The sequence below is a fragment of the Endozoicomonas elysicola genome, from assembly GCF_000710775.1.
Taxonomy (GTDB): Bacteria; Pseudomonadota; Gammaproteobacteria; order Pseudomonadales; family Endozoicomonadaceae; genus Endozoicomonas; species Endozoicomonas elysicola.
This window is the reverse complement of record NZ_JOJP01000001.1, coordinates 2,446,575-2,471,693: the sequence shown is the minus strand read 5'-3', so window position 1 is coordinate 2,471,693 and position 25,119 is coordinate 2,446,575. Positions and strand designations below refer to the sequence as shown.

General features: G+C 53.4%; 14 protein-coding genes. 1 reads left to right on the top strand and 13 read right to left on the bottom strand.

Features of this window, described 5'->3' with window-relative positions; all coding sequences use genetic code 11:
* Positions 1-43: 43 nt before the first annotated feature.
* From GV64_RS10550 to GV64_RS10490, 13 genes are all read right to left on the bottom strand, one after another.
* On the bottom strand, positions 44-7,426 hold the full coding sequence (locus GV64_RS10550) for a beta strand repeat-containing protein (RefSeq protein WP_020582788.1): 7,383 nt from the start codon (positions 7,424-7,426) through the stop codon (positions 44-46).
* A 325-nt stretch (positions 7,427-7,751) separates the two neighbouring features.
* Positions 7,752-8,183 carry a helix-loop-helix domain-containing protein gene (locus GV64_RS10545; RefSeq protein WP_157237014.1) on the bottom strand — a complete coding sequence of 144 codons (432 nt, stop codon included), beginning with the start codon at positions 8,181-8,183 and terminating at the stop codon, positions 7,752-7,754.
* 110 nt (positions 8,184-8,293) lie between these two features.
* Positions 8,294-10,756, bottom strand: a complete 2,463-nt coding sequence (locus GV64_RS10540) for a hypothetical protein (protein ID WP_020582786.1) — start codon at positions 10,754-10,756, stop codon at positions 8,294-8,296.
* A gap of 255 nt (positions 10,757-11,011) precedes the next feature.
* Positions 11,012-14,887, bottom strand: a complete 3,876-nt coding sequence (locus tag GV64_RS10535; RefSeq protein ID WP_020582785.1) for a baseplate J/gp47 family protein — start codon at positions 14,885-14,887, stop codon at positions 11,012-11,014.
* Positions 14,884-15,309 (bottom strand): hypothetical protein, encoded by a 426-nt coding sequence (locus GV64_RS10530; RefSeq protein ID WP_020582784.1) that lies wholly within the window; start codon positions 15,307-15,309, stop codon positions 14,884-14,886. The genes GV64_RS10535 and GV64_RS10530 overlap by 4 nt, the downstream gene beginning before the upstream one ends.
* Complete coding sequence (locus tag GV64_RS10525) at positions 15,309-15,713, bottom strand: GPW/gp25 family protein (protein WP_020582783.1); 405 nt, start codon at positions 15,711-15,713, stop codon at positions 15,309-15,311. The genes GV64_RS10530 and GV64_RS10525 overlap by 1 nt, the downstream gene beginning before the upstream one ends.
* Positions 15,714-15,725: 12 nt before the next feature.
* Positions 15,726-17,381: a phage baseplate assembly protein V gene (locus tag GV64_RS10520; protein WP_020582782.1), complete on the bottom strand. Its 1,656-nt coding sequence runs from the start codon at positions 17,379-17,381 to the stop codon at positions 15,726-15,728.
* A 14-nt stretch (positions 17,382-17,395) separates the two neighbouring features.
* On the bottom strand, positions 17,396-18,121 hold the full coding sequence (locus tag GV64_RS23745) for a CIS tube protein (RefSeq protein WP_020582781.1): 726 nt from the start codon (positions 18,119-18,121) through the stop codon (positions 17,396-17,398).
* Between the two features lie 182 nt (positions 18,122-18,303).
* A complete protein-coding gene (locus GV64_RS10510; protein ID WP_157237011.1) occupies positions 18,304-18,720 on the bottom strand; it encodes a phage tail protein in 417 nt (138 codons plus the stop codon).
* Between the two features lie 81 nt (positions 18,721-18,801).
* The gene (locus GV64_RS10505) at positions 18,802-19,248 is read right to left on the bottom strand and encodes a phage tail protein (RefSeq protein ID WP_020582778.1); all 447 of its coding nucleotides are present in this window, start codon (positions 19,246-19,248) and stop codon (positions 18,802-18,804) included.
* 158 nt (positions 19,249-19,406) lie between these two features.
* Positions 19,407-20,828, bottom strand: coding sequence for a phage tail sheath family protein (locus tag GV64_RS10500; protein ID WP_020582777.1), 1,422 nt, complete (start codon positions 20,826-20,828; stop codon positions 19,407-19,409).
* A gap of 70 nt (positions 20,829-20,898) precedes the next feature.
* Positions 20,899-21,345: a phage tail protein gene (locus GV64_RS10495; RefSeq protein ID WP_020582776.1), complete on the bottom strand. Its 447-nt coding sequence runs from the start codon at positions 21,343-21,345 to the stop codon at positions 20,899-20,901.
* Positions 21,346-21,492: 147 nt separating this feature from the next.
* A complete protein-coding gene (locus GV64_RS10490) occupies positions 21,493-22,983 on the bottom strand; it encodes a phage tail sheath family protein (RefSeq protein ID WP_020582775.1) in 1,491 nt (496 codons plus the stop codon).
* A 1,162-nt stretch (positions 22,984-24,145) separates the two neighbouring features.
* On the opposite strand from GV64_RS10490, the gene asd reads away from it, so the two are divergent.
* Positions 24,146-25,114, top strand: a complete 969-nt coding sequence (gene asd / locus GV64_RS10480; RefSeq protein WP_020582773.1) for an archaetidylserine decarboxylase — start codon at positions 24,146-24,148, stop codon at positions 25,112-25,114.
* Positions 25,115-25,119: the final 5 nt, after the last annotated feature.

Below are 25,119 nucleotides of genomic sequence, written 5' to 3'. Positions count from 1 at the left end.
TGCGGTCTTTCACGACAGCCACAGAGCATTGGTATTAAGAAAATCAGAGGTTGCTGCTACGCCATTCGCTGGAAGAGAATGTAAGCCTGGAGCCTACATAATCACCACGCCAGAAGTGCTCCTCACGGTCACTCTCGATGTTGCTGTAGTTGCTGGCGAAGATGTGCTTATAGCCGTCCAGCCCGGTGTTGCCAGTCCAGTAGCCTTCGCACACCATATCGCTGGAGAAGCAGGCACCACCACCACGCTGGCTGGCGGCACAGTCCCGAGCATGTACCCGGCACATATCACACCGGTACACACCACCACCGTATTCAGCACTGCAGTTCATGACAATGATCCGGCTTTCGGTGCAGTAGGCAGCACCGCCGCCGTATAGATCAGAGGAGCAGCCATCAACACGGATCACTGAGTCGTGCAGGCCATAGACACCGCCACCGGCACTGTTGCTGCCATTGGCCCGGCAGGCACGGATATGTTCAGCACGGATCCGGCTGGCATTGCTGGCGAAGATTGCACCACCATGACCGCTGACAAAGTGACCGACCATCGCACAGTTGAGCACACAGTTTTCTGCGTGGGTCAGGTGGAAAGCCCCTCCGTTGCCCTGAAATTCAAGAGCCCCGCCATTAAAGGTCCAGCCTTCACAGTGAACACCGTAGGTAGTATCCGCCGCTGAACTGCCTTCAATGATGAAGCGGTGTTCTGCCCGTTCTTTAACGACAATGGTAGTTCTGACATTGAAGCCGATAATGCTCACACCATTGCTAAGGCGTACACTGTTTTTCAGCACATAGCTACTGACTGCCGGCCACTCATTGGGGCTGGCAATGCCCGGATCATTACCCACCACAACCGCATTGGGTTGGGCGCTCTCCGCCGGTGGCATCAACAGAATAGTGGTGTATGGCGCGATGGTGGTTTCTGACCCACTGCCGAACACCTGCTCAAAGGTTTCCTGGTCACGCACGGTAAAGGTGCGGCCACCAAAACCAAAAGGCGAAGCGTGCAGGTCGACATAGTCCTTCACCGCTTTCTGGGTTGGCAACCGTTCATGGGAACTGGCGGCACCACCCAGGCCATAGTCATCCTCAATGCCGGTCACCCGATGGTTATTGGCAAAGGTCAGGCCTCCGATCACCTGCAGGTCCTGATTAATGCGGCTGTTGCCGCGTACATCCACCGAATCTGCTGTCAGGGTGTTGTTGACCACATCCAGCCCCTGGGTGAACTTCGCAGTACCGGCCACTTCCGTGGTGCCATTGATCTCGACCCGGCCATTGGCCCTGAGTGCCAGCCCGCTCAGGCTGTCCGCATACAGGGTTGCACCCTTGTCAAAACTGCCCTGCCCTGACACCGATGCATCACCGCTGACCTCCAGATTACGGCCAACATTGAGCTGATCATTCACAGTGAGGTTGTCGCCAACAATGACATCATTGCTGACGGTAATGCTGTCGCCAACCTGCAAATTGCCCTGCACCGTCGCCTGGGTATTCACCTGCAATGGACCACTGACCGTAAGACTGTTGCCGAACAGTGCCTCACCAGTGGCTTCAAGATTACCGTTCATGTAGGTATTGCCGGCAACACTCATCACCCGAGACAGACTGCCAGAACCGGCTACGCTCAGGCCTTCACTAGTATAGAGGCTGCCGTTCAGGGTAATGTCACTGTCAAACCGGCTCGGGCCGTTGACCGACAAGGCATAGGAGGCATCGTTGCCGTTGTTGATGGTGAGTGTGCGATTAGCGGTCACATCACCAAACAAACGGGTGTCGTCGTAGGCTTCCAGGTCACCCTGAACGGTAACCCTGCCACCGAACGAGGCGTTGTCACTGACGTCAATGCCAGAGTCAAAATTGGCAAAACCAAATACCCTGGCCTGCCCCATCGCCTGGAAATTATCAGTCACCTGCAACTGGCCACTGACCTTAAGCGCCACGCCACTGCCATCCACCGGGGCGATTTCCATGCCCTCACTGGTCCGCAGAGTGCCATTCAGAACGATATCGTCATCAAACTGGCTGGTGCCTTTTACCCGCAGGGCATTATAGGCGGTGAACTCGCCATAGACCGAAGCGTGGCCATCGACCTCCAGATTTCTGCTCACCACCACATCACGGGCAAATGAGGCCGTTTCATCCACGCTGATCACAGACTTGAACAGAGCCGACCCACGGAACTCAGACTGCCCCAGAGCACAGAGCGTTTCGGTCACTTCCAGATCACCCCGCACCGCCAGTGCAGGACCTTCGTCGTTGGAAGGGTCAATGGAGAGGCCGGCGCTGGTCTTCAGTGCACCATTCAGGGTGATATCACCACTGAACAGACTGTCGCCCGTTACACTCAGGGCAGTTTCACTGCCGCTGGTATTATTTACCGTCAGCGTTTTATCAGCAGTGACATCACTGAGCAAACGGCTGATGCCCTGTACTTCCAGATCATCCTGCACCACCAGGTCATCAGAAAATGTAGCCAGCGCAGCCACCGAGAGGCCACCGTTGAGGGTGGCAAAACCATCAACTTCTGCCTGACCGTTGATGGTCTGATTACCCGTGACACCTATATCGCCGCGCACTTCCAGTGCCGTACCGGTTTTATCCGCCGGATCAATCACCATGCCCTGATCGGTTCTCAGAATACCGTTCAGGGTCAGGTCACCGTCCACCTGCAGGTCAGCATTCATGTGGCTGGTGCCATCCACCTGCAAGGCAATGGCATCGGGATTGTCGTCGTTGACCGTATGAGTGACGGTGAGCTGATTGCTGACATTCACCGGACCACTGGCGTTGATGTCTGCCGCTGTCAGTACACCATCAATCTCAGCGTTCTCTTTCACTTCCAGATCTTTGGAGGCGATGATATTGTCTTCCGGAACCCGCAGAACTCCGCGCACAGTGACGTCATCCAGCGCCTGGAACCAGCCATCCACCGACACTTCGCCGGTAGCTTTCAGATCACCTTCCAGATGGGTGTCCCCAGTTACGGTCAGTGCTTTGTCCGCCAGGGCATCACCACCCACCGACAAGACACCGCTGATCTGACTGTCACCAGTCACACTCAGCTGTTTGTTTGCCACAGCCTCTCCGGCAACTGACAAACCACCATCGATCTGTTCACTGCCCATCACACGACTGTTACCGGAAACGGTCAGCACCCCGCCATTATTAATGGTCAGGTCTTTGTTGAAAAAGGCATCCTGATTCACCTCAATGCCAGAGAAGGTGCTGGTACCCGCGACATTCAGGGTGCTGTCCAGACCGGTGGCGCCGGACACATTCAGGGAACCGGCGCTCAGGTTGTTTTCAATGCCGGCACCGCCATTCACGTCCAGGTAACCGCCCACCTTGGCAATCTTGCGGATCTCCACATCGCCATCCAGCACTGAATCACCGGAAATATCCAGCGCGAGCCGGTCTTCCGTGGTGTCGGAAACGGTAATCACCAGGCCTTCATCCACCTGAACCTGCCCCTTGATATGGGCATCGTCGTTCACCGTAAGGTAAGCCGTAATACGTATGTCACCCTTGATATGGCCATCGCCGTGTACGGTCAGGCTGGCATTCTCTTCCGCCTCGCCGCCACCGATCACCGCCTGTCCGGACACCGTCGCGCCTCCGGTCACCGTGGCCGGGCCTGACGCCAGAGTGCCGCTGACGATGGCATTGCCTGCCACCGTGGTGGTGCCGGTAATACCGGTATCACCGGTGACGGTCAGGCCACTGGCCAGGGCTGCATGACCATTGAGGTCAGTGTCACCCTGAACGACCAGGGCCGTGCGATCTTCTTTATCCTCTGGCAGAGCGACTGTCAGGGTATCGCCGGTATCAACCATACCCTGCAGCTGTGAGGCACCACTGACCATCAGGGCCTGCTCATCGCTGGCAAGGTTGCTGACGCTCATGGTCCCGGAAACACTGGCATCTCCGGTCACAGACAGTGCCATTTCATCGTCGGCACTGTTGCTGACGTCCAGCACGCCGCTGACCGAGGCATTGCCAGTGACCACAGCATTCCCGGTGACTGCCAGTGCGGTTTCTTCCGCAGAACTGTTGTTGACGGTCAGAGTACCGGTCAGGTTTTCAGAGCCAGTGACGTCCAGGGAGCCGGTAATGTCCACATCGCCAGTCGCCAGAATAGCGGTGGCTTCCGCATCGGTATTACTGACGATCAGGGTTTTATCAACGGTGAGGTTGTCACTGACACCCAGTTCACCGGTCACCTGGGTCCTGCCAGTCAGATGGGAGACACCGAGCACTTCCAGCGCTTTCTCATTATTGTCTGAGTTCTGGATCTGTACCTGTTTGCCAATAGTGACGGTGCCATCAATCACGGCGTTGTCGTCTACTTTGACATGTCCCATGGCGTGAATGGCATCGTCATCCACCAGATCACCGGTAACGGTCAGGCCCTTGTTAATGGTGGCGCCTTCATGGACCGTGGCATGTTTGCTGACATTCACATCACCATTGATGGAGCTGTCACCCAGTACCGACAGTGCCTTGCCCGCTTCCGGAGTCGTACCTACCGCCAGTGTGCCACTGACCTGAGCGTTGTCATTCATGACACTGTCACCGGTGACCACCAGGCCTTCTTTCAGGTCGGCACGACCGGTATTGACCAGCAATCCATTATCCATGGTCGTTTTGTCAGCCACGTTCAGTGTGCTGTGCAACGTTGCTGCGCCATAAACAGAAGCACCGGCAGGAGTGACAGTATTGTCTGCAGGCGCTTCACCCACGGTAAGATCCGACATCAACGTGGTTTCACCGGTAACACCCAGCTTTTCAGTCAGCAGGGTATCACCACTGGCCACGGTCAGACCGTTGGTGACCGTGGCGCCATTACCCAGGGTTGAAGCACCGGCTACGTCCAGATCACCATCAAGATCGGTGAGCCCGGCGGCCACCTGCAGACCATTATTCAGCGTGGCTTTATCCTCGGCCACCAGGGTACTGCCAAGAATGGTAGCATCGTCTACCGTCAAGGCTCCGTGGAGCACCGAATCACGGTGTGCATCGGCGGTACCAACGGTGAGCGCATTCTTCAGCTGTGTGGTGCCGAATACACCTAGGTTACCGTCCAGATCAGTGTCACCCACGGTCACCTGCAAACCGTTATTCAGGGTTGCCAGATCATCCACCATCAGGGTTCCGCGCACTGTCGCATTGGCGGGTGTATCTTCGGTGCCAACGGTCAGGTTGTCGTTTAACTGACTGGCGCCGGTCACATCCAGACTGCTCTGCAGCGTGGTGATACCGGCTACATCCAGATTACCGTCGAGGTCGGTTTCACCAACAGTGACCTGCAGGCCATTGTTGAGGGTGGTTTTACTGGTCACGCTCAGGGTGTTTCTCAATGTGGCCGCTTCATCAACCGACAACTGCCCATAAATCGTGGCGTGGACACTGGTGTCGCTATCACTAGCGCCCAGGGTCAGTGCATCATTCAACTGCGTGGTGCCTGCAACATCGAGATTGCCGTCGAGATCTGCCTCGCCGACACTGACATGAAGCCCATTATTCAAGGTTGCTTTATCGGTAACGCTGAGCGTGCTGCCCAGCGTAGCGGCATCATCAACACTCAGGGCTCCGTGGATATCGGCATTGCTGTGGCTAAGTTCCGTACCCACCCTCAACTGGTCCTTCAGTTGCGTAGTGCCTACCACGTCCAGGTTACCACCCAGATCGGTTAACCCGCTGGAGACCTGCAAACCACTGTTCAGTGTCGTCTGGAGAGTAACATCAAGCGTGTTATTCAGCTGGGTGGCATGGGCTACCGTCAAGCTGTTGTTCAGGTTGGTGGCATCAGCAACAGTCAGGGCACCGTATAGGGTGGTGTCGTGATGCTCCTGATCGGCACCCACCGTCAAGGTGTCGTTTAACTGAGTGGTGCCCGCCACATTCAGGTTACCGTCAAGATCGGTATCACCACTGGCCACCTGCAGACCATTATTCAACGTCGCCTTTTCCGTCACCTCAAGGGTACTTTCCAGCGTGCCGGCACCTTTAGTATTCAGGGCACCGTAGAGGGTAGTATCCGCCGGATCTCCGGAAACACCGACAGTTAGAGACTGGTTTAGCTGAGTGTCACCCGTGACTTCCAGCCCCGCATCCAGGTCGGTCAGACCAGTGGTGACCTGTAGCCCATCTCTCAATGTAGCTTTGCCATCTGCACTGAAGGTACTGCCCACTCTGGCCTGACCATGGACAGTTAACTCGGTATCCGCATCCGGTTCACCGGCAATGGCCAGCCGTTCACTGACTTTCGCATCGCCACTGGTGACATTAAACCCATTCTCAATGGAAGCGCCGGAATGCATATCAGCATGGCCGGTCACATCCACACCGCTGCCCAGAGTAGCAAGACCGGAGACGCCCAGAGTGCTGTTAAACGAACCAGCGCCGTCTACAGTGGTATCACCGGCCAGCTGAGTGTTGCCACGGACACTGAACATCACACCGTCCAGTGGATTGATACCCACGTGAAGGTGGCTTTTGACCTGCCCCTTACCGTCGACCAGGATCGCATTGGCCTCTGGCGAGGCCGCTCTGGTAGTTAACCCCTGCTCCACCTGCAGAGAGGATTCTGCGGTAATACCCGGGTTGATCACCACGCCCGATTCCTGAGCTGTGAGCCAAGCCTGTCCGGATTCCTGGGCAATACGCAGCGCCACTTCCCCCTGCCCGGTTTCAATATCCAGCTGTGCCTGGGGGGTTGCGGTACCAAGACCGGTGTGTCCGCTTTCATCGACGATCATTGGTGTGCTGTCATTAACATCGTCGTCGATGCGCAATGCGTTACCACTCTGGCTCCACTGCACATGCAGTGCAGCATCCGCGTTATCAACGCCCAGAGAAAAACGACCACGATCATCCAGTTTCAACTGCAGTGCATCATTCTGATCGGTGATACTCAGAGAAGGGCGAACCCCATCCGCCACCTGACGATGCACCGCCAGCAGGCCTTCGTCAGCATCGGTACTGTTAGCCCTGACCTTGTCACCCACACTCAGGTCATCGGTAATGGCTGCAGAGCCAGCTGAAACATGATTGCTGACGGTCAGGGAATCGGCACTGGCAGCACCGGAAGCCGTAATCGTGGTGGTGTTGAAGGTATCGATAGAACCACTGTCAGCGTCGACTTCCTGTGCCGACAGCTTCTGGCCCAGTGTGACATTGCTGTTCTCAACGTTCAGGTCACCGGTAATGGTGGCGCTGCCATCAATCTTTGTCGAACCACTGACATGTAGCTTCGCTTCTGGCGTGTCAGTACCGATTCCCACCTGCTGACTGCTGTCAACATGGATATTGTCGTCCTGCTGGTTAATGCCGGATTCAATCAGGTCTTTAAAATCATCGCCGTCCGGCATCTCATTATTGGCGAATTCCTGGGTCAGATGGGTTCGGGTCTGCTTGGCCATATTTGGTACCTGTCCTTAGTTTGAGCGGTTTAAGGGGTTGCTCGGGAATCACTTTCCTTTGACCCACAGAGACACGGGGGCAAAGAAAAGCCTTTCTTTATGTCTCAGTGTCTTGGTATACAAACGGCGCAGAAGTGATTAACGGACAACACCTGAGTTTGGGTGCTGTCTTCAGGGTTACGGTTTGGTTTCTCTGGTGCGGAGGAGTGCGTGCTGATGTGATTCAGGTATTATCCACTAATAATTTGCCTGTCTTGTTCACCACAAAGACGTAGTGAGAAGTATTACTTCATTCTCATGTGTCCATGTGTCTCTGTTTGTATGTCTATGCCTTTGAGGCAATAGAGGAGCTCATATTTTCAGTGGGTTCAAGAGCGTTAGAGGCGTCGGGGTTAACCCCTAATTGTCCATAGAGTGTTTTAATATATGAGGTTGCCTCAGTTAAAACCTGTATTTTTGAAGTTTTGTCTTGAAGCGGTATTGGGAGCTTTTCTCTCAGTGTATCAAAAGCGTTGTTTATTTTCTGCATGCGCTCACGCTCCCTGTTATTGGCTGCTCTTCTTCTGTATTTTGATAACTTTGGCCTTGATTTTTCAGCTTCAATATTTCTATCTTCACTTAATTTATTCTCTCCAACTTCAATTTCAGTGACGTCAAATTGCCTGAACTGACCTTTTGGGGGATGTCTTTGCCGTAAATCGTAACCATGACTCTGCCCACAGGTTCTGGTTGAGGTATTGCAATGATAAGCTTCCACAAAATTCATCCATCAAGTGAGTTCTTATAATATAGCCAATAGGCGGGCCATAACTGGCCAGTGTTTCTTAGCTCATGGCAAGTTTGATCACCGAGCGCCAGGACAGAGTATTAATGATCACCGCCATCGGTATCATTGGCCGGGGCAATGCGAATCACCATCGGGTTGCCGCCGCCGCCAATGGTTGCCGTGCTGACCTTGCCATCGTCTGAATCGCTGTCCGGGTTGTAGTTGAGAATATCAATGGCTTCGTAGCCGATGGCCCACTGACCAATGACCGCATCCCCGGTATTGATCGCCGCCGGATCCAGTGACCACTGACTGATATCTACCAGTCCTTCAGCAATCAGGAATTCTCGGAGGTTGGCAGACAGAGCTACTGCCCGCGCCGTTCGGTAATCCTGTTCTTCCTGCGGTTTGTCACTGTAATCATCAGGCAGGTTGACCAGGGCATTGCGCCAGGCGTTATAGACTTTTTCAAAATTCGCCATGGCTTTTCGATCCAGCTCCAGCCACTTGGGTTTCAGGTGTACCGGTAGCTCCAGCTCCACCGTGCGTCGAAACAGCTGACGAAAATCGCCATCGGCCAGACGGCTGGGCCAGTTCGGCACTATCAGATAAACGACATTCGATTTCAGTTCAGGATCAAGGTCCGTAATGCCATGCCGCAGCAGGGTATCTTCCACCAGGTGAAAACCTTCGGTATTGCTGGTCGACAGCACGTCACTGGTCAGGGTGGTGAGGCCGAGCCGCCGGTAGATCCGCTGCTTCAGGCCCGCCAGATTGCCACTACCCCAGACTCTTGGGTCCGAGTAGTCACTGCCCTGCCCCCGCTGACCACTGATCATGATCTCCCGCACAAACAGGGCGCGATCTACCGCTTCTTTCAGCAACGCCATACGCTGGGTCAGCTCATCGGCACTGAGCCCGGACATGGCATGACGGTGATTAAGCAGGTCGTGACTGTAGTGACAGAAGATTTCTTCGTAACGTAATTGGGCGGCATCCGGCAACTGTTCATGACTGCGCGCCAGCAGGTGATCACCGGCCCGGCTGAGCCGCTGCAGCTGTGCCCGGCTGAAAGGGGCTTCGGTCAATGCCTGCAACGGCGGAGAGTAGTAATCGTCCAGATGCTCCCCGAGAATATCCGGCAGTTCCTGCAGTTGATGGCCACGGCCAGTCTGCGGGTTGATGGTGTCCACCGGCTGGGTGATGTGGGAATGGGGAATCTTGTCCAGCGATTGCCAGAACAGGCTCTGCTCGGCATCACTGAGATTGGCGCTGTTGAGCATTTTTTCCAGCAGCTGACTGACAGGATCCAGCCATTCGCCATCGGGCTGCCCCAGCAGCAGGCGCAGGTGTTCAATCTGCGCAAACTGGTTGCCAAGCACCTGGTCAAACATCAGCAGAAAAGCCTGCAACTGACGCACGTCACTGACCCGCTCGGCACTTTCACCCGGCGCCAGTCCCTGGGGGCCAACGCCATAAATAGAAGGCAGTTCCTGCTGCAGACTCAGATAGTTGCCAGGATGACGATAACGGCCAGGACCGTGCCAGCTGCTGTCACGTCCAGGGTCCTGCTGACCAAAGCGCAGCTGCAGAAAACGCTCAATCAACCGTTCCCGGGGAATATTGATAGGCGTTCCCTCTTTGCTGACCGTCAGAAAATTGAGGGTGCTTTCGATGTCCAGCACTGGCACCATATCGGTGATGGGCGAATACACCCAGTCTTCAAAATCCGCTTCCGAAGGCTCAGAGGTGCTGGCAATTTTCAGCTCATTAAGCTCATTCACACCACCATGGGTCAGCACCTGGTTGATCAGATCAGAGACAAAAATCCGCTCTACCAGAGCCGGGCGTTCAAGCTCACTGTCGAGCAGGTAGCCCCGCGTCAACCAGGGGCCGGTGTTCAGCGTTTCCCGTTGATGACCGGCGAGCTCAAGTTCCGCCAGTGCGTAAAAGCGCACCCGGGGGGCAATGATATTGGCCAGGCTATTGTAGATCTGTGCCAGGGTTTCTACCGGGTCGGCCTGACTGTTCAGATCAATGTTTATTTTCAGGACGGCGTCGTAAGTGTCGGTCAGTTCCAGCTGTTGCAGGTCTTCACCCAGGTTACGATGTGCCAGAAAAGCAGTCCGTACCTGCTGCGCCAGTTGTCGCTGCTGCTCGTCATTCAGCTGGCTGTCCGGAATCACCTGGATGTGCCATAGCCCGGGTTCGCGCTGAGCCAACAGGGCATTGCGAACGCCGGGCACATCCAGAACAAGGCGACGATAGTCATCTGTAGTGACCGGGTGACAGCCCAGCATGGCCGCAGGCTGGGGAAAGGCTTCTGGCTCATGGTCGCTGGCTTTGGCGATCAGATCCTCAATGGGAAAATCAAGGCGGTAGCCAAGGTCGGTGAGCACATAACAGAGGGTCTCCAGCAGTGTAATACCGGGATCGTGCAGGTTATGGTCGGTCCAGGTGTCACCGGCCAGACGCTGCAGGGTGGTCAGGGCCTCTTCGCGCAGGGCGTAGAAATCCTGTGCCAGCTCCACCGGGGGCTGGTTGGGTACTGTAAGATTGGTCATAGGGGATCCGAAAGTCGGGTTGTGCTTTGCTGCCAGGTCTTTTTTGTCACCACGAAGGTACGTCTTCTTGTTTGATCCAATCGCAAAACAAGGAACCACAATGGCATAACAACACCATGTTTTTGGAGATTACCGGCGCTGTGGACAGCAAGTAGAAAGGAGCATCTTTTGTGTCTTCATGCTTTTGTGGCTCAATACTTATCTATCTTTACCTTCTGCGACACTCACAAAGCATGGGAGCCAGAACCTTAAGTATTACACCACTTCAAAGTCGAACTCGATCTCCATTCGCCCTACGCCTTCAAAGATCTCTTCGCCTGGCGGCAGAACATTAATGGTGTGCAGACGGGCCGGTACCAGAATCACTTCTTCTGGATTGCCGAGCTGATCATCGGGCAGAATCACCGAACCCGACACCGGGCGGAACACAAAGCTTTCGTTGTCTTCATCCCACTCTTCACGCTCTGCGGTAATTTTCAGCACTCGGGCTACATAGGGGCGGCTGGAGACATAACGGGCAATGGCCGTCAGTGCAATGGCGTTTTTAAAGTCACTTTGATTACTATTCACCCAGGGACTGAGGTGTGTCACTACCTCCTGGTTGAGGGTGTAAATCATCAGGCCCTGGTCGTACCCTTCATGGAGGGTCACGGCGATACTGAAACGCACCTCTTGAAAACGAGGTGCTGTGACGGTGACCTGTGCCTGGGGTGGCACCAGGGGCTGTAAATAATCACGGATATTATTCTGCAGAAACAACGGTGCCCTCGGTTTGAGAATATCAGGATCCGTAGTGTTGGGAATCACCTGCATCACCACAGCACCGTCAGACTCTCCACGTACGCAGCGAGCCATAAACAGCTCGGGAAACTGCTCAAGCACAATGCGTTCGTAATCCCAGGACGTGATAGCACGTCCCCGATGACGCAGGCGTTCACTGACTCGGTTATTAAAGTTGCCTGATGCTTCCGGCGCCCGACCACCGGAGGATGGCAATGGTTGTGCCACCGAGGACACCGCCGGATTGTTTTCGTACAGTGCTGCAATGGTGGCCGCTGGTAAGGGATCCGGCAGATGTAGGGGTGTCAGGGCCTGCCCGGTAATTTCGGAATCCTCCGAAAACACGACAGAAACCGCCTGGGTATAGATACCGCCAAGTCGTGACCAGATGCTGGGAATGCTGCTGTTCTCGGTATCCAACGATCCCCGCAGCCAGAGCTGGTGATCACCGGCAAAAGCAGCGCTGCGACGCATATCCGCCAGCAGCTGGAAACGAATAATACCGGTATTGATCAGCCCGTTGGTGCCATCACCCAACACCATTGCCCGGGGAATATCATCCTGCTGACGGTCAGTACTGAACCGTACCCAGCCATTTTCGGTCAGGTAATCCCAGCGTACCGTGGCACCAGCCAGCCCTTCCGGACTGTCCACCGCGGCAATATCGAAGAGCATCGCAACCTCTCCGGTGTCGGGTGTATTGTCCAGCCCGATGTAGAGGTAGCCGGACTTATCCAGAGAGGGAATAAACGGATGCTCACTGGACACCCCCAGTTTTTCACTGCTGGACACCACCTGGGTACCGATGGGGTGCAGGTGCATTAACAATCGGTCGTTGTCGCCTTTGGCATTCTCGACGGTCAGTTCAGTTTCTGCCGAATAGCGGATACTGAAGTGGTCACTCAACGGCACCAGAGGCGGGTTAACCTCAATGGGGTTGTAGTTCGGCTCTGACAATTGGCTGGGTATCGATCCGGGGGCAGCAACTGGTGTTGGCTCCGGTGTATTTCTGCTGTTATAGAGCGCCTGGCTTTCTGATGGCGTCAGGAACCGGTCGCCGTCCTCGTTGAGCACGATAATATGGTCAATATAGGCGCTACTATTATGACTTCCCCGGTTTTCTTCATAACCATTGCCGGTACCTAGCCCTTTGCGGCCAATCAACATATAGGCGCCATGCTCCGAACCAGAACTTTCAACAAACTGCGCCTTGCTGCCACCACAGATTTCCACCTGAGTGACAAGGTCAGACAGCCCCCGGTTGTTTTCAGTGCCAGACCCACCGTTACCAGAATGGTGATCCGATTCAGTACCGCTGAAAATTAGGACGGGATGTCCGAAGGGAATACCCGCAAGATCATTGGCCATTTGTTGCGCCGACGTATAACTGCTTCCCGTCATGTCATATTCAAAGTGTGTCCATTGATTACTGGATGGATTTAAAGACGACACATAAAAGGTATATGCCCCACCACCGTGAAGTGAAGAGCCAGAACTGGTGTACAGCTGGGCCGTCCGGCCAGTCCCCGAATTCTCTGCAGAAACTACCCGATACCAGACTATATTCCGAACAGACTCCCAGAGCGCTTTCTGCTCAAGATAAGCGTCATATGCCGCTTCCTGGGAGATGTAATTATTTAGATCGTTATGGTAGTCGCTATCCTCCTGCACAGAAGGCAACTTCTGCTGATAACGAATCAGGTTCTTACTGTTTTCGGTGGCCGCCCAAGTCAGTACCTTGTTGTAAAGCGTATGACCAAAATCCGCATTTTCCAGCGACACCTGATACCAGAATGGCCACTCTCGGGGCTCGGGGCTCTGGATGGGTAGGTCGCGAAAAAGTGTCCAGTTCAAACCAGCCGGATACAGGTTGCTATCACCTGCCACGGTACGCTGGATGACTGAACCCGGACTATCGCCATATAAGCTTGAGTTACTGGTGTTTCCCCAGGGTGAGCCGAGGCTGACCTGAGGCTCCGGCCAGCTTCCCTTATCGCCTGTGAGGTATTCACTGTAGGCTGAAAAGTAATCTTGAATATCGTCCGGCTGGTTGGCCCAGTCAATCTCCACCGATAATGACGACAACGGCTTAACCGCCAGCTCCCCATGGGTGAACTGGAAGTTGGAGCCAATGCGCGGCTGGGAGCCAAACAGTTCCATCGGGCCACCCGGATCCAGCGGTGCCAGATCATTGCGGATCAGCACCTGTTTCAGCCCGTCAACCTCGACTCTCAGTTGCACTCGGTCCAGCGCGATCTGCTTTAACAACTGGTACTGGGAGTAACGCTGGCTGGCCGGATCCGCTTTCAACGTCAGCTGGATAAACGGTGCGGTAATCCGCTGCGAAACCGGCTCCGGTACGGGGGCCACCGGGGGAAGCAGCGCATCAAGCGATAGCGTTACGGTCGCCGTCGTGCCACTACTGGCTAGAGCAACCTGTTCGGAAGTCAACACTACCGAGCCATCGGCGGTGCTAAGGGCAATATCAAACAGGTCAGTCAAGGTGTCAGGAAAGTCGCCACCGGTATTCAGGCTGCGATGAAAGGTCACTGTAATCGTACGATCACCTTCGGATAACCAGAGCAGTGGTGATGTCAGTACCAGGCCGATCTGTGGACGGCTCTGCCGCTGGTCAGGATCTTCCTCGTATTCACTGACCTCACCAAACGTCAGGGCACCCCCTCCAGGAAAGGTTAATCCTTGATCCAGACTGACAAGCTCAGTGCGCAGAAACCCGGTGTCGTTATTCTGGGTGTCCAGTCCCAGGGTTCGAAGACTGGCCACCTGAGCGAAGTTAATAGCGGTGGCTTCCGAGAGCGAATAGAGTCGTTTATTGCCCTCAGCATCGTCACCCCCATCAAACAGGGTTCCGGCAGGCAGGGTCTGTAGCTGAGCCCCCTCTTCCAGGGTCAGCACCAAATGAGCGGTGTCGCCCTGGGCGGGTTGCTCAGAAAATCCAAGAACCTGTCGGTAGTAATACGTCAAATGCCGTTCAGTAATCCGGCGAAATTGATCCTGTGGATGTCGGAGCAGCTGCAGAAAGGTCAACAGCAATGCGCGATCAGGGGATGCTGCCCGCTGTTTGACCGCATCGGAGATGCCCGGCTGCTGCTCCAGCCAACGTTGCCACTGCTCCAGACCTTCCGGTTCATTCAGCAGGTTCTGCCAGTCGCCATTGACGTCGCTCGGCGTATAAAAGCGCAACCACGCAGCAAATGCCCGAAGGTACTCCAGCCATTGGCTGGTGCTGCGCTCTTCCACCGAGAAACTGTCAGGGTTCAGGTGTTCTGGCTCGCGCTGATTCTGGCGGGTGCCTGAGGCAAGAAGATGGGTATTCTGTGTCGTACTCATGAGGGCATGAATTTCATGTTGGTGGTGATGAACTGACCCTTGCCGGAATACTTCGGTGTACCGTCAGGCACTGGCCCACTCGGGGTCGGCTGCTGGGCAGGAGCCGTGACCTCCATTACCGCATCAAACTGGGCCCCCTTGAGAATGACTTTTTTGCCATTCATTAACTTCTTTGACAGCTGATCACCGGCCAGGGCATTAATTTTCAGCAGCCCCATACCAGGAATGCAGTAAGGACCGGCCATATAGGGAATGGGCATCTGTACATTCGCTTCATCCCCTTCGAGGCACACGGGCTTGCCCATCACGGTCATGGTTCCACTGCCGCTAATGGGAATCATGGCTGGCGCCAGCAGCATCGCTGCGCCCTGGGCAGGCAGGAACTGAACCTGGTCGCCGGTAATGATTGCAGAGTCAGCCATCAGGTACGTTGCTCCTGCAGGTAAAAGGGATAAACATAGTTATCACGGGCGTTGGTGGAGCGAATCACATAAGCGACGCTGATCTTCAGCATACCCTCCGCACCTTCACTGGCATCGACATCCACCCGTTCCAGGTTGATGCGCGGTTCCAGCCGGTCGATGGCATCGGTCATGCGCTCACTGAGCATGGAGAGGCTGTCGTAGTCGAGGCTGGTGAACTGGTATTCAGCGATGGGTGTACCAAACCCGGGTCGCATAATGCGCTCACCCAGGGCTGTACCCATGAGAATACGCAGCGACTGACGAATGTCCTCTTCGCCATCCACCATTTCAGGGCCTGTGCCAGGAGTAATAAACCGAGGCGGAAAGTGCCAGCCCCGGCCAGTCAGCTGGGAGTCGCTCATGGAAAAACTCTCTTATTGAATTTCTGTTTTCGCGGCCTTAATGACGCAGTTACCACTGGCTTCCACCGACACGTCGGCGCCGGCCTTGAGAATAGCCTTGCCCCCCGGTTTCAGGGTGACGTCCTTGTCGCTCTCAAGCACTACTTCCTTGTTCAGTGTCAGGGTGTTCTTGTCCTGACTCAGCAGCTGCCCATCCTTCTCCGACAGCACCGTGGAGACTTTGTCGCTGGCAGTCAGGCTGATTGTCTTTTCTTTCTCATCAAACAACAGGGTCAGGGCATCTTTGGTGATGATCAGACCACGCTGTTCCAGCTTTTTATCATGCTCCAGGGGCGGTTTGTTCTTGGGGTTATGCATACTGCCAAGAATGACCGGCTGGCGGGGATCATCATCACACCAACCCAATATCACTTCGTCATTGGGTTTTGGTGGCAGGAATAACCCAGCTTCGGCTGTTGCATAAGGAGCACCGAGGCGCGCCCAGAGAATGTTGTCTTTACTGCCAAACGCAGGCACCAGTACCGGGAAACGGAACTGGGCGTCGGGGTCATCCTTGTAGGCCTGAACCTGACCGATCAGCAAGCCACGAACCCTGGGTCCCTGCTTGTGCAGGCCTTCGAAAAAGCGTGTGCGAGTAATGGGCAAACCAATAGTAAGCGTGGTGATCCAGCCATCGTTATCCACCCGGTGAGTAACGCCAGTCACCATGTACTTACCGTTGAACAGGGCACCAAAGTCTTCCAGCTCTACGGTATCACCGGGTACCGCTTTAATACCCTGAAGCGACAGACTGCCCCGGTAGCGATCCAGTTCACGGTACACCAGTTCAGCGGTACTCCAGCTGGTGAGTTCACCGGCCTGCAGCATACTGCCGGCCATCGTCGCCCACTCCTTTCGCCCCAGAGCCTTGGCGGCAGTGGCCGGTTTTTCCTTACCACCGGCAATATTGGTCGGGGCCGTACCCTTGGCGGGACTTTCCGTCTTCTGGTCTTTGACGCTCCAGGCAGAAGCGGAGACTTTCTCCAGTGCATTGGTATCATCCAGATCAAGACTGACCTGCTTGAACTGGTCGATTTTCAGCTTGTGATTTTCGCCTTTGATTTTGCCTGGCTCATCAATAGTGGCCCCTTCCAGCCCGGGCATCAGCAACAACCCATTCGCCTCGGTCAGATATTTGATATACGACCATGCACTCTCGTCATACACCGCCAGCTGAGTGTGCTGTACTTTGGTGGCGGCCACCGCCTTCGCTTTAGCACCACCATCGGTGATCAGCTTCTTAATGATGTCCCCGTCTTTGCTTTTCTCCGGAAACACCTTTGTGAGCCGGGGCTCCACCAGTTTGATCAAATCACCGTGTAATTGCAGGGTCAAAAAAGCACCGGCGGTGGAGGCTTTCAGGGATTGACCGGTTATCAGGCCTTTGAACAGGGTGACTTCGCTGGCTTTATCACTGACAAAACTGGCTTTGATTTCCACTTCTTTGCCCGGCGCCAGTTCCGCTTTCGGGGAATACTCCCATTCACCGGTGGCGGTGTTGCCATCGGCCACCAGCAGAGTGGCGCGGGGGATTTCATGGCACTGCCAGGACGCTTCCACCGCCACCACTCGCAGTGCAGGTGTCAGCTCCTTGCCTCCGGCGGTGACTTTTACATTAACTGCCGACATCGTCTTCCCCTGTGTTATTCACCCACTGGTGGAAACACCAGTGTTGACCCTGTTTTAAGACGACGAATGCTGTCCAGTCCATTGACCCGGGCGACGGCGATCATGTACATCGGATCCTTGTAGATTTCCCAGGTTTTGTAGGCCAGGTTATCGCTGGCATACACCACCCGTGTGTGGGTCAGATCCGGTGAGTTTTTGCCCTCTTTCTTTTCCAGCGCCTTTGGAGCCAGGCTTTCCACAAAGGTGCAGGTGACTTCAGCAGCCAGTGGCTCACCATCAAGCCCGACGATGTTATAGGTGATGTCCATCTCTTCCAGCACGCCGTAAAACGCCCCGGATTTGCTGTCCCCCATGGCCATTTCGCCCCATTTGAGCAACAGATAGCGTGGCTCGTGGGTCGTGCCTTCCATGGCGTACATCAAGTCGGTGAGTGCCTGCACCCACTCTTTCATGGGCTTCTCTTTCTTGCCCGTGGTGAAGGAGATGATGTCCTGATAGAGAGTGGTGTCGTGCTGAAAAGTAACGGTCATACGGGCACTTTCGCCACCTTCATAGCTGGCGGTGCCACTGGATGTATTAATCGCGTCGTCTGATTTGAACTTGTTGACCAATTTTACCTGCAGGCTTTCTGCCTTATAAGGCAGTTTCATCTCCTTTTTGCCGGCACTGCGCTCCGCATCGGTATAGCTTTCCAGCACCATAGCGGCCTGACTGCCCAGCAGGGTTCCGAGAATACTCATGATTACCACCTTTTGGCATCAAGGGCCCGTTGCAACAGTTCCACCACCACCGGTGACGGCACCGAAGCACTGGAGGCCGGTGGCTCAGATTGCTTGCGGGATGATTGACGCCGGTCGCGTACTTTGGCGTTGACGTTCAGCTGATCGATAAGAATGGGCATAATGATTCGTTTTAATGAGTCTCAGTTAGCCAACGGCACAGGGACGGGAATCAGGGAGGAGTAACTGTAGGTCATGGACTCAATCATGACGCTGTTTTCCTCGCCATTCAGCTCTCCCCACTCCAGGCCGGTGAGATACGCCTTGTGCACCACCCAGGCCTGCAGTGGATAGGGAATGTCTTTGTCGCTTAACAACACGACCAGGATTTCCGTCTGCATAAGGCGGGAATTCCAGAAGGCCTGTTCCAACAGATGGGTAGCCTGCAACGGTGTGGGCAGACGGGGCATTCCCCGCTCCAGCACCAGATCACGGCGGTTGACTGAGGGCTTAAGCAGAAAGTTATCCCGGTCTTCACGCAACTCACGGGTCAACTTTAACCCGGATATCTTCTGAAAACGCATATCCAGAGGCATGATCTGCGGCACCAGTCCAGTCATCAGGACCGCCGCAAACCGGTAACCCGGCAGCGGTGGCAAGCTACCGGTGATGAAGTCACCGGCGATATCCAGCGCGGACATTTAAGCGAACTCCAGTTGCACGTCATCTGCCCGAAGCTCAAGGGTCTCTACGGCCACTTCGTTGGAGTTACCATCCAGTGTCGGTGCAGTCAGTTTGGTGGGGAAGGCGCCAAGCACCTTCCAGGTCACCAGTGGGTCGCCACCTTCCTTGTCAATCAGGGAGATCGTGATGTCCTTGCGTTCGCCATAGTTCAGTTTGGTTTTGCTTATCCAGTCCCACAGCTCTGCTTTGCCAAGCATGATGCCGCGCTTCAGAGTAATGTTGGTCTCGGTAGCCATGCCGGGCATGTGCCTGGTACCCAGGCCATCTTTGTATGTGATGGGTTCGTACTCGACATCCAGACCGCTGACTTCCGAGAAAGTCATCGAGTCATCATCACCCAGGGCGACCACAAATCGGTACGCGGGCAATGGGTAGGCAGAGTCAAAGGTTTCTTTATCAGCCATGATCGGGTTCCGTCGTTTTTTTGATCCAGTAAATAGCCCCGCCGGAGATAACTGGCGGGGTTAAGGTAGACAGTTGGATTTTTTTCACCACAAAAACAAAAAGTCTTTTCCTGATGAGCTTCGTGATCTTTGTGGTTCTACTGCTTTGCCAACCTTAATTAGCTACCGGCGATGGATTTATGGGAGAAGGTCAGCACTATGAACTCTGCTGGGCGCACTGCGGCCATCCCGATTTCTATGCTCATAATGCCGTTATTGATGTCGTCTTCCGTCATGGTCTGGCCAAGGCCCACATTGACGAAAAATGCCTGGTCTGCAGTGGCACCAAACAGAGCTCCCTGCTTCCACAGGCTTTCCAGGTAACTGCTGATCATGGTGCGCAGCTTCAGCCAGGTCAGCGGCGTATTGGGTTCAAATACGGCAAAGGCTGTGGCCTTTTGCACCGACTCTTCCACCATATTGAATAAACGACGGACAGGGACATAACGCCACTCGTTATCATTACCGGCAAGAGTCCGAGCTCCCCAGACCAGATTGCCCTTATCGGTAAAGGCACGGATGGCATTCACCGACTTGCCAGAACTGTGAACGTTCATATCCATCTGATCGTCGTTGGTGATCTTACGGGTTGGGCGGTCAACACCAGCAAGAGTCACATTAGCGGGTGCTTTCCAGACGCCACGGTCCCGATCTACCCGGGAATAAACACCCACGATTGAGGCTGCAGGTGGCAACTGCATGTAATTACGGGACAACGCCGTTTTCAGCATGGCGTGTTCCGGCTTGCCTTCGAGAGTATCCATGGCAACACCGCCAAGCATCACCTGACTCTCGTCGTAACTTCGTGGCGTTGCTACCACCAGGTTCGGGTAATACGTTGCGCCGTACTTGCGGTAATCCGAGGCCAGCTCATTACGCATAGACGCCAGGTCATCCGCCATTTTTCGTGTGTTAGCCGGTGTCATCGGGTCAAAGGTGTCGATCACATCAATCACCGCAAACCGGTCCTGATTATCATTACATTGCTGGAGTGCCAGCTCCCCCAGATCGTAATACTGACCATGGTCGGCTACTGCACTCATACGTCCAATGGCATCGGACTGAACCAATAGAGTGACTTCATCCACTTTTGCTACTTCATCCAGAGCCCTGGCAAATGCATTTTTCTCATCGGACGCAGTAGGACTTTCTTCGTTGCCATCTTCGTCATGATAAGCACCGACACTGACCACATAACAGGCGCCGCCACCATTGGCAAAAAACTGCGCCATCATATGATAGAGAATGAATTTAGCCACCGTGTTGGCTACGGGCTGCATTTTCACGCTCAGCAGATTACCATGCTCATCTTCCACCCGATTAAAGTCGAAGGCCTCCAGGTAGGGGCCGCCAAACCATTTGGCGTATTCCACCATGGAGGTGATCCGCATGGGCTTGTTCACCAGCGTTTTATTGGCACCATAGCTGACTTTTTCAGTACGTCCGATAAACGCGGGGATTGCCGTGGCCACTTCAGCCACCGACGGGGGAAATATGGATTTTTCCTGAACGTAAACGTTCGGTGTTTTATATTCAGCCATTATCTCAGTCCTTTAAGCGTACCGCCCTGCCGCTGGGCAGAGCAGTATGGGAATGGGTATCAACCGGAGGTCATGCAAATTCAATCTGTACGTCGTCCGCCCTCAGCTCCAGTGTCTCAACCGCCACTTCGTTGGAGTTACCGTCAAGGGTTGGAGCTGTCAGTTTGGTGGGGAATGCGCCCAGAACTTTCCAGGTCACCAGCGGGTCGCCACCTTCCTTGTCAATCAGCGAAATAGTGATGTCCTTGCGTTCGCCATAGTTCAGTTTGGTCTTGCTGATCCAGTCCCACAGTTCTGCCTTGCCGAGCATAATGCCGCGCTTAAGGGTAATGTTGGTGTCGGTCGCCATACCGGGCATGTGCTTGGTGCCCAGGCCATCCTTGTAAGTGATCGGTTCGTACTCCACATCCAGACCACTGACTTCCGAGAAAGTCATCGAGTCATCGTCCCCCAGGGCCACTACAAAGCGATACGCGGGTAATGGATACGCAGAGTCAAACGTTTCTTTATCAGCCATGATCAGGCTCCGTCTTTATTCGAATCGGTGGGTAACACCTGCCAGAAAGGTTTGGTCAGCAGGCGTTGTTTAGAGGTACTGGCGGACAGAGCATGTGTTCACCACAAAGTCAGAGGAGACTTGCGGTTCCATACTGCCCAAACAGAATTAGCTGGAAATGGATTTGTGGGAGAATGTCAACACGATGAATTCCGCCGGACGTACCGCCGCCAGACCGATTTCAATATTCATCACACCGTTGTTGATATCATCTTCAGTCATGGTCTGACCGAGGCCCACATTGACGAAAAACGCCTGATCTGCGGTAGCACCAAACAGGGCACCCTGTTTCCATAAGCTTTCGAGATAACTGCTGATCATGGTGCGCAGCTTCAGCCAGGTCAGTGGTACATTGGGCTCAAATACCGCAAACCCAGTCGCCTTTTGCACCGACTCTTCCACCATATTGAAGAGACGACGGACGGGTACATAACGCCACTCGTTGTCGTTACCGGCCAATGTACGGGCCCCCCAGACCAGAGTGCCTTTACCGGTGAAAGCGCGGATGGCATTGACCGACTTACCGGCCAGTGTATCCACGTTCATATCCTCCTGTTCACTATTGGTAATGGTACGTACCGGCCCCAGAACACCAGACACCCCGGCATTCGCCGGCGCCTTCCAGACACCACGAGTGCCGTCTACCCGGGAATAGATTCCGGCCATGGCGGCTGCCGGAGGAAGCACCATTTTATTGGTCCCCAGGGCTGTTTTCAGCAATGAATGTAACGGGGTACCCCCATGATCACTCATGGTAAACGTACCTTCCAGATCCACATCCGGATCCTTTTTGCCGGTTATTTTGACGGTAACCATGGACTCATCGTAATAACGGGGGGCATTCACCTGCAGGTAGGGATAATAGGCGGCGCCATACTTCAAGTCTTGTGTGACAGCATTTCTCATCACACCCAGATCTTCACCAATACTCTTGTTGACACTATCACTGCTGCTGTTTGGATCAAAACTGTCCAGTGCATCAATAATGGTGAAACGATCCTGATTCTTACGACACTGGTTCATCGCACTCTGGCACAGAGCGTAATAATCACTGGCACCAAGCCGAATCGCATCGGACAACACCAGCAGTGTTACTTCATCTACTTTGGCGATTTCTTCCAAGGCAGCACTGAATGCACCTTTTTCACCATTCTGGTTATTGGCATCGGAGAGGCCCGTTTCATCATAGTCGCCAATACTTACCACATGGCAGGCACCGCCCCCATTTGCAAAGAAGTGTTCCACCATGGGGTAAAGTAAATGAGAAGCAACGGGTGCCAAGGTTTCATTACCACCGCTACCCAGACCAATTGTCTGTAGATCGACACTGGTAACAAAATCCACCAGACTGTCCTCGGTTGCGCCACTGTCCAGCAGCGTATCGACCGAAGCACTGAAGTGAAAAGCCTCCCGACTGGGGCCGCCAAACAATGAGGCGAACTCCACCATGGAGGTGATGCGCTGGGGAATATTCTTTAACTCGCCAGAGATCTGTGTGCGACCGATAAACGCCGGAATGGCAGTCGCCACTTCAGCAACCGATGGTGGAAAAATCGATTTTTCCTGAACATAAACGTTCGGTGTTTTATATTGAGCCATCGTAATTTCCTGTTTTCATTCTTATACCAGTGCCTATTGGAATCCCCTTGCTGGTCTGTCAAGGAGATACCAATAACCACATGGCGTTCAGGAATGAGGTACGGAGGAATCCATTGGCCACCGGCTCCCGTTATCTCTGAAGGGAGCAGAGAAACGGGAGCACAGCCGGAGTCCAGGGAGTGAGCCATCATCAGGGGGGATGATGTGACGTAACCAAGTGGAGTGGGAATTTGGCTACGTTATAAATTTTATAGTCCAAAGCAGGGGTCATTCACAACACCCTGGGAGAAATAGCGACACAGGCTGTGTAAAGGATGTCCACCGTCAGCGATACCGTTGAAAACAAGGATCCTGATATAGCCGTCCTGAAAGACAGATTCTATCTTTCAATGTAAATACCGGCACCACACACAGCCTCCTGGCAGACAGAACAATCTGTGGCATATCAAACAGACCATAAAAATAAAACTGTGGTTCATTATTTCGCAGCATTTCTCTTTTAATACCTTCTTTTATTAGGCAAAAAGAAAGAAAACACCTTGAGATAATAAAAACCGGTGAGCAAGGTACTGTGGCAAGAAAACCCTGACATGTGGCAACAAAGCCATATCCTGTGGCAGGCATAAATTACAGTTTGCAAAGAAAACAGACACTTGCTGGAAAAAATCACACCACCACAGAAAAAAAGGTCTCACTTCACTCCCAATAACTGGCTACTCCACCCCTGTAACCAGACTATCAAATGCCTCCGGAGGCTCATCATCAAGCATATGATTTGATAAATATAATTACCGGCTTTTATTTTTTAGTATTTAAATCATGAGATTATGTCAGGGTCAGAATGATCTTTATCGGAGCAACCATTAGCGGCAATGCCAATGACAGTGAGTGGTGTGCAAAATCAATATAACCGAGACAGCCAGGGAAACGGAAAGAACAAACACAATAATTGATAACCATCTGAAAAACATGAAATTTATATAATCCCCACCGAATATCCGGCACTCTCCAAGTCCAAAACCGGCCTTATAATTCTTTAATGACAACGACAGCCAGTGGGTAGGCAGGCAGACAAAATGTGGCTCTTTACTTAGACCAACGTAACTTTTGTCATTTTTCACGGTCTAAAAAGTCAGTCAATCATTCACAGGAAGTGGTCGCGATGTCCCTAAAGCCCTGTTTAAGCCGAGTAATATTAATAATCAGTGTTCTGCTGCCAGTAGGAACGTTTATTCCTGGAAGCAGTCTGGCTACCGCTGATCTGGCCCCCGTTCAGGTAGAGGCTTCTTTCAGCATTCCCCCATATCTGCAAAAAATTCTCCCTCATCAGCTGATAAACTACCTAGCCTACTCTATCGCTGAAAAACAGTGGCCATGGCTCAAGAATCATTTAATCAGTGACTTCATTGATAAAAATAATATTGATATGAGTGAAGCTCTTTATGAACATCCTGAACATTATCGAACCTTCAATGACTTCTTTACGCGCCCACTGAAAAAGGGGATTCGCCCACTTCCTGAAGACCCAACGCTGATCAGCAGCCCAGTAGACGGTACTATCAGCCAGATAGGCCTGATTGAAAACGGCCAGATTATTCAGGCCAAACAACATAACTACAGCCTTACAGCATTACTTGCCGGTAACAAAGAGCTGGCCAAAACATTCAACCATGGACTGTTCAGCACTATTTATCTGTCACCAGGTGATTACCACCGTGTCCATATGCCCAACAACGGAAGACTTAAACAAATGATCTATGTACCCGGGTCTTTGTATTCAGTCAATCAAAAGACTACAAATAGTATCCAGGGGCTATATGCTCTTAATGAGCGGGTGATCAGCATTTTTGATACAGAGTACGGAGAAATGGCTGTCATTATGGTCGGAGCAATGGTTGTTGGCAGTATGGAGACAACCTGGGCTGGGCAGGTAAAGTCGAAATCACGACAAATTACCTGCAGATCTTATGAGAATAAAAACATTTACCTTGAGCGTGGTGATGAGATGGGCCTGTTCAAGTTAGGTTCAACCGTGATCGTTCTTTTTGCCAATGCTGATATAAACTGGCTTGAATATCATCAATCAGGACATAAGATTAAAATGGGGCAAGCCTTGGGAAAACCAGAATAACAACT

What these genes read in the sequence shown, in the direction of transcription:
- GV64_RS10490 (WP_020582775.1), bottom strand. Translation starts at nt 22,983, where the DNA reads ATGGCTCAATATAAAACACCGAACGTTTATGTTCAGGAAAAATCGATT.
- GV64_RS23745 (WP_020582781.1), bottom strand. Translation starts at nt 18,121, where the DNA reads ATGAGTATTCTCGGAACCCTGCTGGGCAGTCAGGCCGCTATGGTGCTG.
- GV64_RS10540 (WP_020582786.1), bottom strand. Translation starts at nt 10,756, where the DNA reads ATGACCAATCTTACAGTACCCAACCAGCCCCCGGTGGAGCTGGCACAG.
- GV64_RS10520 (WP_020582782.1), bottom strand. Translation starts at nt 17,381, where the DNA reads ATGTCGGCAGTTAATGTAAAAGTCACCGCCGGAGGCAAGGAGCTGACA.
- GV64_RS10530 (WP_020582784.1), bottom strand. Translation starts at nt 15,309, where the DNA reads ATGGCTGACTCTGCAATCATTACCGGCGACCAGGTTCAGTTCCTGCCT.
- GV64_RS10525 (WP_020582783.1), bottom strand. Translation starts at nt 15,713, where the DNA reads ATGAGCGACTCCCAGCTGACTGGCCGGGGCTGGCACTTTCCGCCTCGG.
- GV64_RS10510 (WP_157237011.1), bottom strand. Translation starts at nt 18,720, where the DNA reads ATGACTGGACTGGTGCCGCAGATCATGCCTCTGGATATGCGTTTTCAG.
- asd (WP_020582773.1), top strand. Translation starts at nt 24,146, where the DNA reads ATGTCCCTAAAGCCCTGTTTAAGCCGAGTAATATTAATAATCAGTGTT.
- GV64_RS10535 (WP_020582785.1), bottom strand. Translation starts at nt 14,887, where the DNA reads ATGAGTACGACACAGAATACCCATCTTCTTGCCTCAGGCACCCGCCAG.
- GV64_RS10550 (WP_020582788.1), bottom strand. Translation starts at nt 7,426, where the DNA reads ATGGCCAAGCAGACCCGAACCCATCTGACCCAGGAATTCGCCAATAAT.
- GV64_RS10505 (WP_020582778.1), bottom strand. Translation starts at nt 19,248, where the DNA reads ATGGCTGATAAAGAAACCTTTGACTCTGCCTACCCATTGCCCGCGTAC.
- GV64_RS10500 (WP_020582777.1), bottom strand. Translation starts at nt 20,828, where the DNA reads ATGGCTGAATATAAAACACCGAACGTTTACGTTCAGGAAAAATCCATA.
- GV64_RS10495 (WP_020582776.1), bottom strand. Translation starts at nt 21,345, where the DNA reads ATGGCTGATAAAGAAACGTTTGACTCTGCGTATCCATTACCCGCGTAT.